Source organism: Pseudolysinimonas kribbensis (assembly GCF_039531715.1).
Lineage (GTDB): Bacteria > Actinomycetota > Actinomycetes > Actinomycetales > Microbacteriaceae > Pseudolysinimonas > Pseudolysinimonas kribbensis.
Window position 1 is genome coordinate 982,797 of record NZ_BAAAQO010000004.1, and the last position, 14,598, is coordinate 997,394.

9 protein-coding genes, 1 tRNA gene and 1 pseudogene are annotated in these 14,598 nt (G+C 71.1%); 5 read left to right on the plus strand and 6 right to left on the minus strand.

All coding sequences use genetic code 11. From position 1 onward, the window contains the following. Positions 1-11: 11 nt before the first annotated feature. Both ABD285_RS15460 and ABD285_RS15465 read right to left on the minus strand, forming a co-directional pair. Positions 12-4,391, minus strand: coding sequence for a DUF7507 domain-containing protein (locus tag ABD285_RS15460; RefSeq protein ID WP_344203367.1), 4,380 nt, complete (start codon positions 4,389-4,391; stop codon positions 12-14). 215 nt (positions 4,392-4,606) lie between these two features. Further along, positions 4,607-4,678: transfer RNA gene (locus ABD285_RS15465), tRNA-Gln, on the minus strand. A gap of 60 nt (positions 4,679-4,738) precedes the next feature. On the opposite strand from ABD285_RS15465, the gene ABD285_RS15470 reads away from it, so the two are divergent. Further along, entirely contained in the window at positions 4,739-5,251 is a 513-nt protein-coding gene (locus ABD285_RS15470; protein WP_284254733.1) for a MarR family winged helix-turn-helix transcriptional regulator, read from the plus strand. On the opposite strand, the gene ABD285_RS15475 is transcribed toward ABD285_RS15470, so the two are convergent. Next, positions 5,248-5,955, minus strand: a complete 708-nt coding sequence (locus ABD285_RS15475; protein ID WP_284254732.1) for a TMEM175 family protein — start codon at positions 5,953-5,955, stop codon at positions 5,248-5,250. The genes ABD285_RS15470 and ABD285_RS15475 overlap by 4 nt on opposite strands. Before the next feature lie 85 nt (positions 5,956-6,040). On the opposite strand from ABD285_RS15475, the pseudogene ABD285_RS15480 reads away from it, so the two are divergent. Further along, positions 6,041-7,036: pseudogene (locus ABD285_RS15480) on the plus strand (MFS transporter); the annotation flags it as partial. A gap of 124 nt (positions 7,037-7,160) precedes the next feature. On the opposite strand, the gene ABD285_RS15485 reads toward ABD285_RS15480, so the two are convergent. After that, positions 7,161-8,075, minus strand: coding sequence for an NAD-dependent epimerase/dehydratase family protein (locus ABD285_RS15485; RefSeq protein ID WP_284254728.1), 915 nt, complete (start codon positions 8,073-8,075; stop codon positions 7,161-7,163). Between the two features lie 208 nt (positions 8,076-8,283). Between ABD285_RS15485 and ABD285_RS15490 the strand changes: the two genes are divergently transcribed. The 3 genes from ABD285_RS15490 to ABD285_RS15500 are packed head-to-tail and all read left to right on the plus strand — an operon-like array spanning position 8,284 to position 11,578. After that, complete coding sequence (locus ABD285_RS15490; protein ID WP_284254727.1) at positions 8,284-10,149, plus strand: DUF2207 domain-containing protein; 1,866 nt, start codon at positions 8,284-8,286, stop codon at positions 10,147-10,149. A 49-nt stretch (positions 10,150-10,198) separates the two neighbouring features. Next, a complete protein-coding gene (locus ABD285_RS15495; protein ID WP_344203370.1) occupies positions 10,199-10,534 on the plus strand; it encodes an ArsR/SmtB family transcription factor in 336 nt (111 codons plus the stop codon). Between the two features lie 60 nt (positions 10,535-10,594). Further along, entirely contained in the window at positions 10,595-11,578 is a 984-nt protein-coding gene (locus ABD285_RS15500; protein WP_284254726.1) for an SRPBCC family protein, read from the plus strand. Positions 11,579-11,596: 18 nt separating this feature from the next. On the opposite strand, the gene ABD285_RS15505 is transcribed toward ABD285_RS15500, so the two are convergent. Beyond that, on the minus strand, positions 11,597-13,426 hold the full coding sequence (locus ABD285_RS15505) for an ABC-F family ATP-binding cassette domain-containing protein (RefSeq protein ID WP_344203373.1): 1,830 nt from the start codon (positions 13,424-13,426) through the stop codon (positions 11,597-11,599). 222 nt (positions 13,427-13,648) lie between these two features. Next, positions 13,649-14,581, minus strand: a complete 933-nt coding sequence (locus tag ABD285_RS15510; protein WP_284254725.1) for a 4-(cytidine 5'-diphospho)-2-C-methyl-D-erythritol kinase — start codon at positions 14,579-14,581, stop codon at positions 13,649-13,651. Positions 14,582-14,598 lie beyond the last annotated feature (17 nt).

Below are 14,598 nucleotides of genomic sequence, written 5' to 3' on the forward strand. Positions count from 1 at the left end.
TCCGGATGCGGTCAGGCCCTCCGGCGACGCAGGACGAGAAGCAGCACGCCGGCCGCGATCCCGAGCAGCGCCAGGTCGCCGAACCCCCAGCCGATCTCCAAGCCGGTGGCGGCCAGAGGCGCCGTCGGCCCGGCGGGCAGCACCTCGGCGATCCGGACCGTCGACGGATCGGACTCGACCGGGTCGCCCCCGGTCAGGGTCGCGGCCGCCGTGGCCGTGTTGCTGAGCGCCTTGCCCGTCAGGTCGGCGTCGACCACCGTGTAGCTCGCGGTGCACACGATCACCTGCCCGGGCAGCAGCTCCGAGGCGCCCGAGGGGCAGTCCGGAGTCGACAGATGCCCGGTGCCGGTGAAGGCGCCCTCCTTGATGGCGGCGTCGAACAGCGTGACGTTGCCGTCGTTGGTCACCGTGAAGGTGTAGACGATCGGCTCCCCCGCGCGGGTGATGGTCGAGACGTCCGCCGTCTTCTTCAGGGTGAGCACCGCGTCGATCGGCTCGGGCACCGAGACGGTCGAGGGGTCGGAGTCGACCGGCGTCTGCGAACCGGGCGGCGTTCCGAAGGCGGTGGCGGTGTTCGAGAGCGAGCCCGCGTCGACGTCCTCCTGGGTGACCGCATAGTCGGTGCTGCAGACGAGCTGCGCCCCGGGTGCCAGCGACGTCGCCGGGCAGGTGGGGGCCGTCAGCGGGTCATGTCCCGTGAAGACGCCCTCCTGGATCCCGATGTCCGACATCGTGACGTTGCCCGTGTTGGTCACCACGAAGTGGTAGTGCACGACCTCGTCGACGGCGGGAGCCGACGGCGGGTCCGCGCTCTTGACCAGTGAGAGCGCGGGGCTCTGCGTCGCGGTCACGGTCGCGCTCGACGGGTCGGAGGCGACCTCGGCGTCGTTCGGGTCGAGGGCCGTCGCGTGAGCCGTGTTGCCGATCGTGCCGTCGTCGATGTTCGCCTGCGACACCGAGTAGGTGGCCGAACACGTCATCTGCGCCGTCGGCGCGAGCGGCGTCGCCGGGCACGACACCGTCGGCGGGGTGGCGGCGCCCGTGAAGGCATCCTCCTGGATGCCGACGCCGTGCATCGTCACGTTGCCGATGTTGACGACGACGAACGAATAGCTCACCGTGTCACCCGCGCGGCTGACGGTGGTGGGCGACGCCGACTTCGTCATGGTGATGGCTGCCGTCTGCGTCGCCGTGACGGTCGCCGTGGCGGGCGCCGACACCAGAGGGCTGCCCGACGTGGGCGTGCCCGACGCGGTCGCCGCATCGGTGATGCTGCCCTTGTCGAGGTCCTTCTGGGTCACGACGTAGGTGGCGGTGCAGTCCTCGCTGGCACCCGGGGCCAGGGTCGGCGACGGACAGGTGGGCCCGCTGGTGAGGGCCCCGGCCGGCGCGGCCTGAGTGTCCTGCACCGTGATGCCGCTCAGCGGGATCGCCGTGCCGTTGGTCACCGTGAAGGTGTACGTCACGGTCTGCCCGACCGTGTCGACCGTGGTCGGCGACGCGACCTTGACCAGCTGCAGGCCCGCCTGCGCCTTGAGCCCGGTGCGCGACGACTCGGCAGCGGTCAGCGCCGGCTGGTCGAGGCCCGGCGTCGCCGTCGTGCCGACCGTGTTCCACGCGGTCTTGCCGGCGATGTCGGCCGGGGTCGACACGGTGTACGGGATCGCGAAGCTGTTGATCCCGTCGGCGTCGGCCACGGAGACGGTGCCGTCGTAAGCGAACCGCAGGGCGGTCACGGAGGCGAGCGACGCGGGCGGGGTCGTACTCCAGTCGTCGACGCAGCCAGCGTTGCCCGCGTTCGGCAGCACCTCCGGACGACAGGGGTCGGTCGCCTGCGAGTAGGAGACCGTGACCCCAGCGGGCACGGGGCCCACGTGGGTCAGGGTGACGCCGAACTCCGATCCACGGGCGGCAGTCGATGTGGTGTTCGTGTCGCCGACGGCCGGGAGCAGGTCGTACATGACCGGGTCGAGGAGATTGGTCTCACCCGTATTGGTGAACGTCACCTTGTACGCGGCGGTGCCGCCATCCGGGCTCACATTGCCGACGCCACCGCCGGTGACCGGATCGGCGTCGAGGTTGCCCTGCACTGATTTGTCCACCGAGAAGCCGGGGTTGATCGGGGCGACGGTGATGTTCTGCGACTCGCCGCAGTAGTTCGTCGCGTCCGGTGCGTTGGTGGTGTTCAGGGCGTCGTTGATGCCGTTCGACGGTGTCGACACGCCACCGGGGTCGTTGCACCCGGTGATGGGTGCACCGTATCCGATCGTGATGTCGTTCTGGTAGCTGCCGGCGCATCCGGCCCCGAGGTCGACGAGCAGGTTGTTCGCGCCGAATTGGTAGTCGCCCGGGACGGTGATGGTGTCGGCGGGGATGACCCACTGCAGCAGCGGGCGTCCGGTGCCGTTGTAGTCGGCCGTCACGGTCGCGTCGATCGTGGCGGTCGTCGCCGAGGCGCCGCCCGGCGTGCTGGGCTGCCCGAAGCTCAGCGGCGTGAAGACGAATGTCTCGGACGTGCCGGATGTCACCGTCGCGCCCGCCGGAGCGAGGTAGGACAGATAGATCGCTCGGGACGGAGCGTCGGCGATCTCGATGTAGTTGGACTGCGGGCCGTTGCCCCCGAATCCTCCGATCGAGACGGTCTCGGTGCAGGTCGCCCCCCCGCTGTAGCGCGGCCAGATCCCCGGCTGGACGACCGTGCCCGACGGTTCGTCGGCCGGCGCGACCATCAGGATCGCGCTCGCCGTCTCCTGCGGCGCGAGCGGCTCGTCCGAGCCGACCAGATAGGCATTCGCGGTCGCGGTGTTGGTCATGATCGAGGGCACCGCGAGGTCCGCCGCCGCGTAGCCCAAGATCGTCAGCTGCATGCGTGCCGCCGAGTTCTGTCCCTCCTCCGCGAACGCGGGGAAGTCGATCTCGGAGACTGCGGGGGCGGCGGGGATCACCCAGCCGGTACCGGACGTGTAGGCGATCGACGCGGTGCTGCCGTCGGCATGGATCACCGTGACCTCGTCCGATACGGTCGGGGTGAATCCGGTGGCCGTGATCACGGTGGGGATGAAGGCGGGATCCGTGCAGAGCGTGCCGGGCGCGTTCGACGCGTAGTTCGGGTTGGCGCTCGTGCCGGGGCTGGCATTGTTCGTTGCGCACGGCAGCGGGTCCTGTACCGCAAAGGATGCGCCGGCCTGCGTGCCGTTCGTGGTCAGGTAGATCGTGTACTGGGCGGACTGGCCGCTCCCGTTCCAGTCACCTGGATAGGTGTACCGATAGGCGCCGTTGTTCGGCGGGTACCGGTACTCGCCGAGGTTGCCGAGCGCCTGACTCGTGGAGCCCTTCACCTCGAACGGCGTCGGAACCACGGCCACGACGTTGCTCGCGGTCGATGCCGGGATCGACCCGCTCGTGCCGTCCAGGTAGTCGAACGTCGCGGTCGCGGTGTTGGAGATGGTCTCGCCGATCCCGTCCGGGACGCCCGCGGTCGAGGCGGTGCCCGTGATCCGGATGTCGCGGCCGGGGCTGTTGTTGGCGCCGGCGCAGATCGTCCCGTCGGGGTCCGAGTACGTGAGCGTGTTGCTCTCGGCGTCGAACGTGATCGTGCCCGGGAACACGCCGACCCCGTAGTTGCCGTTGTTCGCGTTGTACCAGGTCTCGTAGCTCTGGTAGGTGAAGTTCGCCGGGAGCGGGTCGACGACGGTGAACGACGACGTGCCGATCGCACCCGTGAGGTTGTTTGCCGTGCAGTTGAAGTGGAGGTCGTACACGAACTGCCCGCCCTGCCCCACGTTGGAATTCACCAGCGTGGTGGTCTTCGTGAACGTCACCGACGGCGCGGCCGTCGTCGTGATCGTCGCGGCGTCGCCGGTGGAGGACGTGAAGTTCGAGCCATTGATCGTCGGCACGACCGAGAACGCCTGCCCGTTGGGAGTCGTGTAGTTCTTGGTGCCGTAGACGAACGTGCACTGCTGGGTGCCGGTGGCGAGCGTGCCCGCTGGTGTGCCGCCCGTGTAGGTGTAGGTGACCACGGTCGCCGTGACCGTCCTCGTCCACCCGGTGCACGAGAGGACGCCGAACCGGGTGGAGTCGTTCACGGTCGCGCCCGTCAGATCGGTGTAGGACGTGACCGGGAAGGTGAGGGTCGTGTCGGCGCAGCCGCCGGTGACGCTGCAGGAGATGGACAGCGTCATCGTGGTCGACGCGCCCGCCGCCACCGTCGTGGTGGCGGGGCTGATGCTCACACTCGCGGTGCCCGCGGCCGACGCCGCCTGGCTCGGGAGGGTCACGCCGATCGCCACCATGGCCAGGCTCACGAGCGCGACGAGAACGCCCTTCGCCACGCGCCGCCGGCGACGGCGGGGGCCGGACATCTCAGGGCCGAAGGGACTCGGGGACATCGGTGCTCCTCTGCGGTCACGCCACGATTCAGAGGAGAGCAGCACGACCGCAGCGCAGCCGTCGAGACGGCGCCAGGCGCCGACCGCATCGTTCCCCCGAGCCCAGACCCCCCGGGCACGACGTGCATTTCCATCATGCACGGTCGCCTGCTTGTTGTGAAGCATTTTCGAGATGAACAGGCGTGTCGCGTTCGCGCCTTGCCACCCCTCGCCCGCTCCGCCGCCAGGATTCGAACCTGGACCTAACGGCTCCAAAGGCCGTCGTGCTGCCGTTACACCACAGCGGATCGCCGCCCCATCCTCTCAGAGGGTCGGTGAGCGAGCGGCCCGGCTGAGAAGATGGGTGGATGCCAGAGCCCGGTGCCGACGAGGTCGATCGCATCGTCGCCGACTGGTCGCGGGAGCGCCCCGACGTCGACTTCTCTCCGTTGCAGATCCTGTCGCGAGTGGGCCGGCTCTCCAAGCATCTCGACAGGTCGCGGCGGACGGCGTTCACGGCATCCGGTCTCGAGTCATGGGAGTTCGATGTGCTCGCCGCGCTCCGGCGGGCGGGCTCGCCGTATCAGCTGAGCCCGAAGGCGCTGCTGCAGCAGACGCTGGTCTCGAGCGGCACGATGACCAACCGCATCGACCGGCTCGTCGAGCGGCACCTCGTCGAGCGGCGCACCGACCCGCACGACGGCCGCGGCGTGCTGGTCGTCATGACGACGACCGGGCGTGAGCGAGTGGATGCCGCCATCAGCGGCCTGCTCGCCGTCGAGGCGGAGCTGCTCGAGGGTCTCTCGCGCGCCGATCAGGAGCGCCTGGCCATGCTGCTGCGCAAGCTGAGTCTCGACTTCGACGAGCCGCCCGGCGGCTAGTCGACCGCGGCGCCACGCGGGCCGACACGGGTGTCTCCCCGCAGACGCGTCCACGCGATCCCGCCGAGCGAGTTGAACAGCCAGAACCACATCGCCCACGCCGGGTCCACGTCGAGCGCCTGCAGCACATAGGCCAGCGGGATGGACAGCCCGAACACCAGCGGCGAGACGAGGTTGTTGCCGAGGATGTAGAGGAACAGCGGACGATCGATCGTCTCGCTCATGAGGCCCGCGCGGTACGCGTACGACCACGTCGCCGCGCCGAGCAGGCCGAGGATCGCGACCATCCCCGCGTACAGCGTGATGACCTGGGGGTTCGGCGCCCGGTCCGCGAGCAGGCTCGTGGGGAACGGCACGAGCGCGATGAAGAGCAGGAAGACCAGGTTGAGCCACACGAGCGTCGTGTCGTAGCGCACGATGACCCGGAAGCGCCGATGGTGGAACATCCAGTTGATCCCGATGACGAGGAAGCTCAGGGCGTAGGCGAAGAACTGCTCCCAGTCCCGCCCCACCGCCTCGAAGACGTTCTCGCCGGCCTTCACCTCGACGTGGATGTCGAGCACCAGCAGGGTCATGGCGATCGCGATGACGGCATCGCTGAAGTACTCGATCCTGCCGGTGTCGCGGCCGCGCGCGAACAGCCGCCGTTGCTTGTGAGCGACAGTCTCGTCGGCCGGCGCCGCGCGGTCCTCCGGCTCGTCCACGAGGGCACCATACCGAGATCGGGATGTCGGGGGCGCGACGCACGCTGGAGCGATGCGTGTGCGCACCGTCTCGCCCATCGCCGCCATGATCGCCGTCGCGTTCATGGGCAGCGTCGTCGTCACCCCGCTCTATCCGCTCTATGAGAAGGACTTCGGCTTCTCCCCGCTCGTGCTGACGCTCGTCTACGCCGTCTACGCGGTGGGCAACCTGCTCGCACTGCTGATCTTCGGCCAGCTCGCCGATCAGCTCGGGCGCAAGCGGGTCGCGCTGCCCGCGATGGGCGTCGCGGCGCTCGGCGCGGTCTGCTTCCTCCTCGCGAACGGGCCGGCGCTGCTCGCCGTCGGGCGGCTGCTCGTCGGGATCGCGGTCGGCATCCTGTCGAGCGCGGGCACGGCGTGGATCGCGGAGCGCTACGGTCCCCGGCGTCGTGCGAGTGCGAGTGTCGTCTCCGCGAGCGCCAACATGGCGGGCATCGCTCTCGGACCGCTGCTGGGAGGTGTGCTCGCCCAGTACGCGGCGCTGCCGCTCCGGCTGCCGCTCATCGCGTACCTCGTGGTGCTCGCATTGGTCGCGGTGTTCCTCGTGTTCGCGCACGACGACCGGCCCGTGCAGGTGCAGCGGGTCTCGGAGCTGCGGCTGGCGCCCCGGATCGGCCTGCCCCGCGACCGGCTCGGGGCGTTCGCGGCACCCGCCCTCACCGCGTTCATCACCTTCGCGCTCGGCGGGCTGTTCTTCGCGCTGATCCCGGGAATCGTGCGGCACGACCTGCATATCGCCAACGTCGCACTCGCAGGGCTGCCCGTCGTCGAACTCGGGGCGGTCGCGGCGGTGGTCATCGTCGTCGCGCGCCGCCTCGCGCCCGACGCGGCCATGCGCACGGGCCTGGTCCTGCTCATCCCCGCCGTCGTGCTCGTCGTCGTCGCGCAGGGCGTGCGCTCCCTCGTGCTGCTGCTGATCGCCTCAGCCGTCTGCGGCGCGGCGCTCGCCCTCGGCTACCGCGGCGGCCTGCAGGTGGTCAACGACATCGCGGGCGACGAACGCCGCGGTCAGGTGACGTCGAGCTACATGATCTGCTTCTTCGTCGGCAACTCGGTGCCGGTGATCGGGATCGGCCTGCTCACGACCGTCGCCGATCCGCTCGTCGCGAGCATCTCGTTCGCAGTGCTGCTGGTCGTGCTCGCGTCGTCGCGCTGCTGCTGCGCTCTCACCAGTCCTCGGCGCCCGCGAGCGAGGTCGGCGCGGGGCGGTAGTCCAGCAGCTCGCGCGCACGGGCGATGTCGAGGGTGCGCTCGCGGCCGAGCTGGCTCACCGCGTACCGGGTGGTCAGCGGGCGTCCGCGCGCGATCCGGGCGGCGTTCTCGAGCGTGCCGGCGAGCGCGAACGCGGCCGCATACGGGATGCCGAAGATGCGCGCGTCGATGCGCCGCCGCTCCAGCACCTCCCGCAGCACCGCGCTCAGCAGCACGGGCGTGTCGTCGGCGATGTTGAACGTGCCGCGCGGCGTCGACGGATCGAGGGCGCGACGCACCGCCAGCACCAGATTGTCGATGTGAGTGAGCGAATGCCGCACCTCCGCCGCCTCGGGCAGCACGAGCCGACGACCGCGCACCATCGCGATCAGCCGCGGCAGAAGGGCACGGTCGCCCGGCCCGTAGACCGCGTGCGGCCGCAGGATGACGGCGTCGGTACCCGCCAGCTCGAACTCGGCGAACGCCTTGGACTCCGAGTACGTGGAGAGGAACCGCCGGGCGGGACCGTCCTCCTCGCGCACGTCGACGTTCGGCACGAACGCGTCGTAGACGCTCGAGGTCGACAGGTGCACGATGCGCGCGCCCGGGAACGAGCGCACCACCGTGCGGGTGCCGTCGCGGTTGACGGCCATGGCCGCGTCGCGCGGTGCCCAGTCGTCGGCCAGCCCCGCGCAGTGCACCACGGCGTCGAACTCCCGATCGCCGCGCAGCGCGCCCGTCGTGAGATCCCAGACCCGGTAGGCCGCGCGCGGATGCGACCACCCCGGCAGGCTGCGACCGAAGCCGACGACCTCGTGGTCGGCATCCGCGAGCGCGGAGGCGACGGCCCCGCCGACGAAGCCGGTCGCGCCGGTGACCGCGATCCTCACCGCGCGCTCGGCCCGGCGTCGGCCACGCGCAGCTGAGTCACGATGCGATCGTCTCCTATCGCGTCTGGGAGTCGGGCCATCGCGGCATCCGTCACGCTCGATGTTAGGGCTCCCGCGGGTGGGCGACGTGCGGCCGAGGTCGTCGCGCCGGCGTCGCCGCGGCCGGCGCCATGGCGGCCGTCACGGCACGTCGATACGCTGTGCGCCGATGCTCACGACCCGGATCCTGCAGGCCGCCACCGTGCTCGGCACCGCCGCCGTCCTCCTCGGGGCGCCCGCCGCCGCCGCACCGCTCGCGCCGCTCGCCGCGCCGCACGAGACCACCCGCCCCGCCGCGGCGATCGGCGTGCACGGCGACACGAGCGACTTCAGCTTCGACTCGTTCGACGGGCGCTACGTGCTGGGGCGCTCGGACGACAAGCGGTCCACCCTGCGGGTGACCGAGACGCTCGTGGCCGAGTTCCCGGACTTCGACCAGAACCACGGCATCGTGCGCGACATCCCGTCGAGGTACGACGGGCACTCCGTGCACGTGCACATCGTGTCGGTCACCGACGGCGCCGGCATCGCGCGCGACTACGACCAGACCTTCGTCAGCGACGACGACGGCGACTTCCTCGAGCTCAAGATCGGCGATCCGGGCGGCATCGACCGATATCTGCATGGCCGGCAGACGTTCCGGATCGTCTACACCGCCACCGACGTCACGAGGTATTTCGCGGACACCCACGACGACGAGTTCTACTGGGACACCAACGGCACCGGGTGGGACCAGACCTTCGGCAGGGTGTCGGCCCGGGTCGCGCTCCGCGACGGGATCGCGTCCCGGCTGACCGGCACGGCATCCTGCTACCAGGGTGCCGCGGGGTCGACGCAGTCCTGCGCCATCACGGGCGACGCCACCGCCGGCTTCCGCGCCGTCGTGCACGACGTCGGCCCGCGCCAGAACATGACGGTGGCGGTCGGGTTCGCGAAGGGCACCTTCGCGGCCCCGCCGTTCAGCATCTTCGATTACGTGCCGGTGCTGGCGATTCTGGCCGTGCTGGGCGTACTCGCCTCGCTCGTGCTCGCGATCGTCTTCCGCTTCGTGATCTGGCGGCCGCGCACCGGCGATCCGATCATCGCGCAATACACCCCGCCGGACGGCGTGAGCGCGATGCTCGCCGCCAACGTCGTGCGCCGAACCAAGCGCGGCATGGCGGCGTCGATCGTCGACCTCGCCGTGCGCAAGAAGCTCCGGATCGTCGAGCGGCAGCAGGGGAGCTGGATCAAGAGCGAGGTCTACGGCGTCCAGAAGCTCGACGACCAGGGCCTGCTTCCGGACGAGCAGCAGGTCATGGATGCGCTGTTCGGCTTCGCGGAGGGTCCCGTGCGCTGGCTGCAGAAGGGCGACACGGTGCTCGGGCGGTCGGTGCGGCAGATCGTGAAGCAGGTCGACGCCGAGGCGCTCGCGACCGGTGTGCGTCGCGGGCGGCCGCACGGCATCCTGCTCCTGTGCGCCCTGCTCGGCATCGGCGGGCTGGCGTGCTTCCTGCTGCTGGCCTTCACGAGCGGCGACAACGGCGCCGGCACCGCGTGGGGCGTCGTCGGCATCAACGCCGGCATCTGGATCGAGATCTTCGCCCTCGGCGCCGTGGCGAGCATCAAACCGCTCACACCGGCCGGCTCGAAGCTCTGGGATCAGCTCGAGGGGCTCAAGCTCTACATCCGGCTCGCCGAGGCCGACCGGCTCCGGATGCTGCAGTCGGTCACCGGCGCGGAGCGCGTCGACACGAGCGACGGCACGCAGATCGTGAAGATCTACGAGCGGCTGCTGCCCTATGCCGTGCTGTTCGGGCTCGAGAACGAGTGGGCGGCGGAGCTCGCGAAGTACTACGCCGACGCGGCGCCGGACTGGTACGACGGCGACATCGGCACGTTCAGCGCGCTCGGCTTCGCGAGCGCGATCGGCTCGTTCGCGTCGAGCACCTCGAGCTCGCTGTCGGGATCGTCGAGCTCGTCGTCGTCCGGCGGCTCGGGCGGGGGCGGCTCGTCCGGAGGCGGAGGAGGCGGCGGCGGAGGCGGCGGCTTCTAGCCCTCGGAGCGGTTGACACGCCCGCCTCTCGCCCCTAACGTACAACCAAATGGTTGTGCAATCTGAACTCAGTGACGCCGAAGTCGATCGCGTCTTCCACGCGCTCGCCGACGCGACCCGACGCGACATCCTCCGGCGCACGCTGACCGGCAAGGCGACCGTGAGCGACCTCGCCGCCGCCTACGCGATGTCGTTCGCCGCCGTGCAGAAGCACGTCGCCGTGCTGGAGGGGGCCGGGCTCGTGACCAAGGAGCAGCGGGGCCGCGCGCGGATCGTCCGCGGCGATCCGGAGACGATCGCGCGCGCACAGCGGCTGCTCGACGCCTACGCCGACCTGTGGCGCTCGCGCATCGACCGCCTCGGCGAGCTGCTCGATGCCGACTGAACCGACGCCCGCCCTCGACCGCGCTCGAACTCGACCGCCCCGACAGAAGGAGCAGAACCGATGCCCGTGACCTCCGTCACCACCGACCCCGAGGCGCTCACACTGACCCTCGTGGCCGACTTCCCCGCCCCCGTCGAGCGCGTCTGGGACGCCTTCGCCGACCCGCGCAAGCTCGAGCGCTTCTGGGGCCCTCCCGGGTATCCGGCGACGTTCGACCGCTACGACCTGCGCCCCGGCGGCCTGGCGCACTACTGGATGACGAGCCCCGAGGGCGAGCGCTTCCACGGCCGATGGGAGTTCGTCGAGGTCGCGGCACCGCACCGCATCGTCGTGCTCGATTCCTTCGCCGACAGCCGGGGCGAGGTCGACCCGTCGGTGCCGACCGGCCGGATGACGCTGACGATCGAGAGCACCGCCACCGGATCGCGCCTGGCGATCGTCTCCGCCTCCCCCACCGCGGAAGCGCTCGAGCAGGTGCTCGCGATGGGTCAGGCCGAGGGGATGCGGCAGGCGTTCGGGCAGCTCGACGCGGTTCTCGCGGACCTGCGCGAGTACGCCCTCGGCGCCGGAACCCGCACGGAGGTGCTCGACGACACGCACGTGCGCATCACGCGGGCGTTCGAGGCACCGCGCCACCTCCTCTGGCGCGCCCACACCGAGCCGGACCTGATGAAGAAGTGGCTGCTCGGGCCGGACGGCTGGGAGATGACCGTCTGCGAGAACGATCTCGTCGTCGGCGGGTCCTACCGCAACGCCTGGGCGCCGGTCGGCGACACCGCCGGAGAGCCGTTCGGATTCGAGGGTGAGAACCTCGTCATCGAGCCGGAGCGGCGCATCGTGACGACGGAGCGGATGACCGGGGCACCGTTCCCGCCGAACGTCAACGACCTCACGATGGACGAGGACGACGGGGTCACGCTGCTCACGATGATCATCGCCTACCCCGACGTGACCCAGCGCGACATGATCCTCGCCACCGGGATGACCGACGGGATGGAGGCCTCGTACCAGCGGCTCGAGCGCGGGATCCTCGCGGACGCCTGACCCGCGGGCCCACGCTCGCTACGCCTCGAGGGCCTCGCTGAGCTCGAGCCAGCGCTCCTCGAGGCTCGCCGTCTCGGACTCGAGTTCGGCCAGCCGGGACTGCAGGGCGCCGAGGCCGACGTAGTCGCTCTGGTCGTGCTCCGCGAACGCGGTGTGCTGCGCGGCGATCAGCTCGCCGAGCTTCGCGAGCCGGCGGTCGATCGCGGCGCGCTCCTTCTCGGCATCGCGTCGCGCTGCGCCCGCGAGAGCTCCCGATGTCCTGGGTGAGGCGATTTCGGCAGGCTCGATCCCGGGCTCGATACGCCGCTCCGCGGCCCCTCGACCCGCGGACAGACCGAGGTACTCGTCGACCCCGCCCGGCAGGTGCCGCAGGTGCCCGTCGAGCACCGCGTATTGCTGGTCGGTCACCCGCTCGAGCAGGTAACGGTCGTGCGACACCACGAGCAGCGTGCCCGGCCACGAGTCGAGCAGGTCCTCCATCGCGGTGAGCATGTCGGTGTCGAGGTCGTTGGTCGGCTCATCGAGGATCAGCACGTTCGGTTCGTCGAGCAGGATCAGCAGCAGCTGGAGGCGGCGCTTCTGCCCGCCGGAGAGGTCCTTGACCGGGGTCGAGAGCTGCGCGCTCGAGAAGCCGAGCCGCTCGAGCAGCTGGCCGGGCGTCAGCTCCTGCCCGCCGCTCGTGTACGACGCGCGCTGCTGCGCGATGACGGCGCTCACCCGCTCGTCCGCGATCTCGTCGAGATCGGCGAGACGCTGGTCGAGCTGGGCGATGCGCACGGTCTTGCCGCGCTTCACCCGGCCGCTGGTCGGCTGCACCGTGCCGGCGACGAGCCCGAGCAGCGTCGACTTGCCCGCCCCGTTCACGCCCAGGATGCCGGTGCGCTCCCCCGGCGCGATCCGCCACTCGACGTCGCGCAGCACCACCCGCTCGCCGACGGTGCCATCCGCTTCCTGTGCCGGGAACGAGACCCCGGCATCCAGCAGGTCGACGACGTCCTTACCCAGCCGCGCGACCGCGAGCCGCGCGAGCGACACCGAGTCGCGCACCGGCGGCACGTCCTCGATGAGCTGGTTCGCGGCGTCGATGCGGAACTTCGGCTTCGACGTGCGCGCCGGCGGTCCGCGCCGCAGCCAGGCGAGCTCCTTGCGCAGCAGGTTCTGCCGGCGCGCCTCGATGGATGCCGTCTGCCGGTCGCGCTCGACGCGCTGCAGGACGTAGGCCGCGTATCCGCCTTCGAAGGGCTCGATGACGCGGTCGTGCACCTCCCACGTGTCGGTCGACACGGCATCCAGGAACCACCGGTCGTGCGTGACGACCACCAGGCCGCCGCGGTTCTTCGGCCAGCGGCTGGTGAGGTGCTGCGCGAGCCAGGCGACGCCCTCGACGTCGAGGTGGTTGGTCGGCTCGTCGAGCAGCAGCACGTCCCAATCGCGGCTCAGCAGCGCGGCGAGGGCGACCCGGCGGCGCTGGCCGCCGCTCAGCTCGCCGATCGTCGCGGTCCACGGGATCTCGCGCACGAGGCCGGCGAGCACGTCGCGCACCTTCGCGTCGCCGGCCCACTCGTGCTCGGCGCGGTCGCCGACGATGAGGTGCTCGACCGTCTCGTCCTCGGGCAGCAGGTCGCCCTGATCGAGCATCCCGAGCGTGACGCCGCCGCGGCGGGTGACCCGGCCGGAGTCGGGCTGCTGACGGCCGGCGAGCAACCGCAGCAGGGTCGACTTGCCGTCGCCGTTGCGGCCGACCACGCCGATCCGGTCGCCCTCCTCGATGCCGACGGTGACGTCGTCGAAGACGACGCGCGTGGGGTACTCGAGCGCGATGCGCTCGGCGCCGAGGAGGTGGGCCATCCTTCCGAGCCTAGGCGCGCGCGCCGTCGACGAGCCGCGGTGCGCGCGTCAAGAGTTCAGGATGCCGGCGGCGCGTCGGGCTCGAAGGAGGACGGAACGCCGTGCACGTCCTCCACTTTTGACGCGGCTGGGGCGGGTGGGGCGGGTGCGTCGCGGGCGCACGCACGGCGGGTGGGCGCGGGGCGGGCGCACGCGCCGCGGCCTCGCCGCCGGATGCCGGCGCTACTCGATGACGCGGGCGCCGTGTACGGGGCCGGTGGCCCGCACGACGTTGAGCTGGGCGGCCGAGAGGGCGACCTGCAGCTCGAGGGCCGCGTCGAGGTCCGCGGCGAGGAACGCGACCGTCGGGCCCGAACCCGACACGATCCCCGCGAGCGCGCCGCTGGCCTCGCCCAGCTCGAGCGTGCGGGTCAGCTGGGGCGAGAGGTGCAGGGCGGCGGCCTGCAGGTCGTTGCGCATCGCCTCCGCGAGCATGCGAGGGTTGCCGGCCCGCAACGCCTGCAGCACGTCGGCCTCGACGGTCGGTGCGTCGTCGGCGGGCGTGATCTCCGTGGCGTGCCGAGCACGGTGGGCGTCGAGTTCCGCGTACACCTCGGGGGTCGGGAGGCCGAAGTCGGCGAGCGCGAACACCCAGTGGAAGATGCCCTGCGCCAGGGCCGGCGACAGCTCGTCGCCGCGGCCGGTGCCGATCGCCGTGCCGCCGGTGAGCGCGAACGGCACGTCGGCGCCGAGGGCGCGTGCGAGCTCGAGCATCTCGTCGCGCGGCAGGCCGGTCTCCCAGAGCGTGTCGCACGCGAGCAGGGTCGCCGCGGCGTCGGCCGAACCGCCGCCCATGCCGCCGGTCACCGGCACGTGCTTCTCGATCGAGATGCGCGCGCCCCCGCGATAGCCGGTGCGCTCGGCGAGCAGCTTGGCCGCCCGGATCGCGATGTTGCGATCGTCCGACGGCACGCGGCTGAGCTCCACCGAGCCCGTCACCTCGACCGCGAACTCGTCGGCGGGGACGACCCGCACCCGCTCGCACAACGAGACGGCCTGGTAGGCGATCGCGACGTCGTGGTACCCGTCGGCCTGCTGCGAACCGACGCGAAGGAACACGTTGACCTTGCCGGGCGCCTTCACCTGCACCTCGCGGTGCCCGATGCGGCCTCCCATGCGACGAGCCTAGTCAC

Bases quoted from the DNA above. Each gene is read 5' to 3' on its own strand.
- ABD285_RS15460 (WP_344203367.1), bottom strand. From the start codon at position 4,391: ATGTCCCCGAGTCCCTTCGGCCCTGAGATGTCCGGCCCCCGCCGTCGC.
- ABD285_RS15470 (WP_284254733.1), top strand. From the start codon at position 4,739: ATGCCAGAGCCCGGTGCCGACGAGGTCGATCGCATCGTCGCCGACTGG.
- ABD285_RS15490 (WP_284254727.1), top strand. From the start codon at position 8,284: ATGCTCACGACCCGGATCCTGCAGGCCGCCACCGTGCTCGGCACCGCC.
- ABD285_RS15495 (WP_344203370.1), top strand. From the start codon at position 10,199: ATGGTTGTGCAATCTGAACTCAGTGACGCCGAAGTCGATCGCGTCTTC.
- ABD285_RS15500 (WP_284254726.1), top strand. From the start codon at position 10,595: ATGCCCGTGACCTCCGTCACCACCGACCCCGAGGCGCTCACACTGACC.
- ABD285_RS15505 (WP_344203373.1), bottom strand. From the start codon at position 13,426: ATGGCCCACCTCCTCGGCGCCGAGCGCATCGCGCTCGAGTACCCCACG.
- ABD285_RS15510 (WP_284254725.1), bottom strand. From the start codon at position 14,581: ATGGGAGGCCGCATCGGGCACCGCGAGGTGCAGGTGAAGGCGCCCGGC.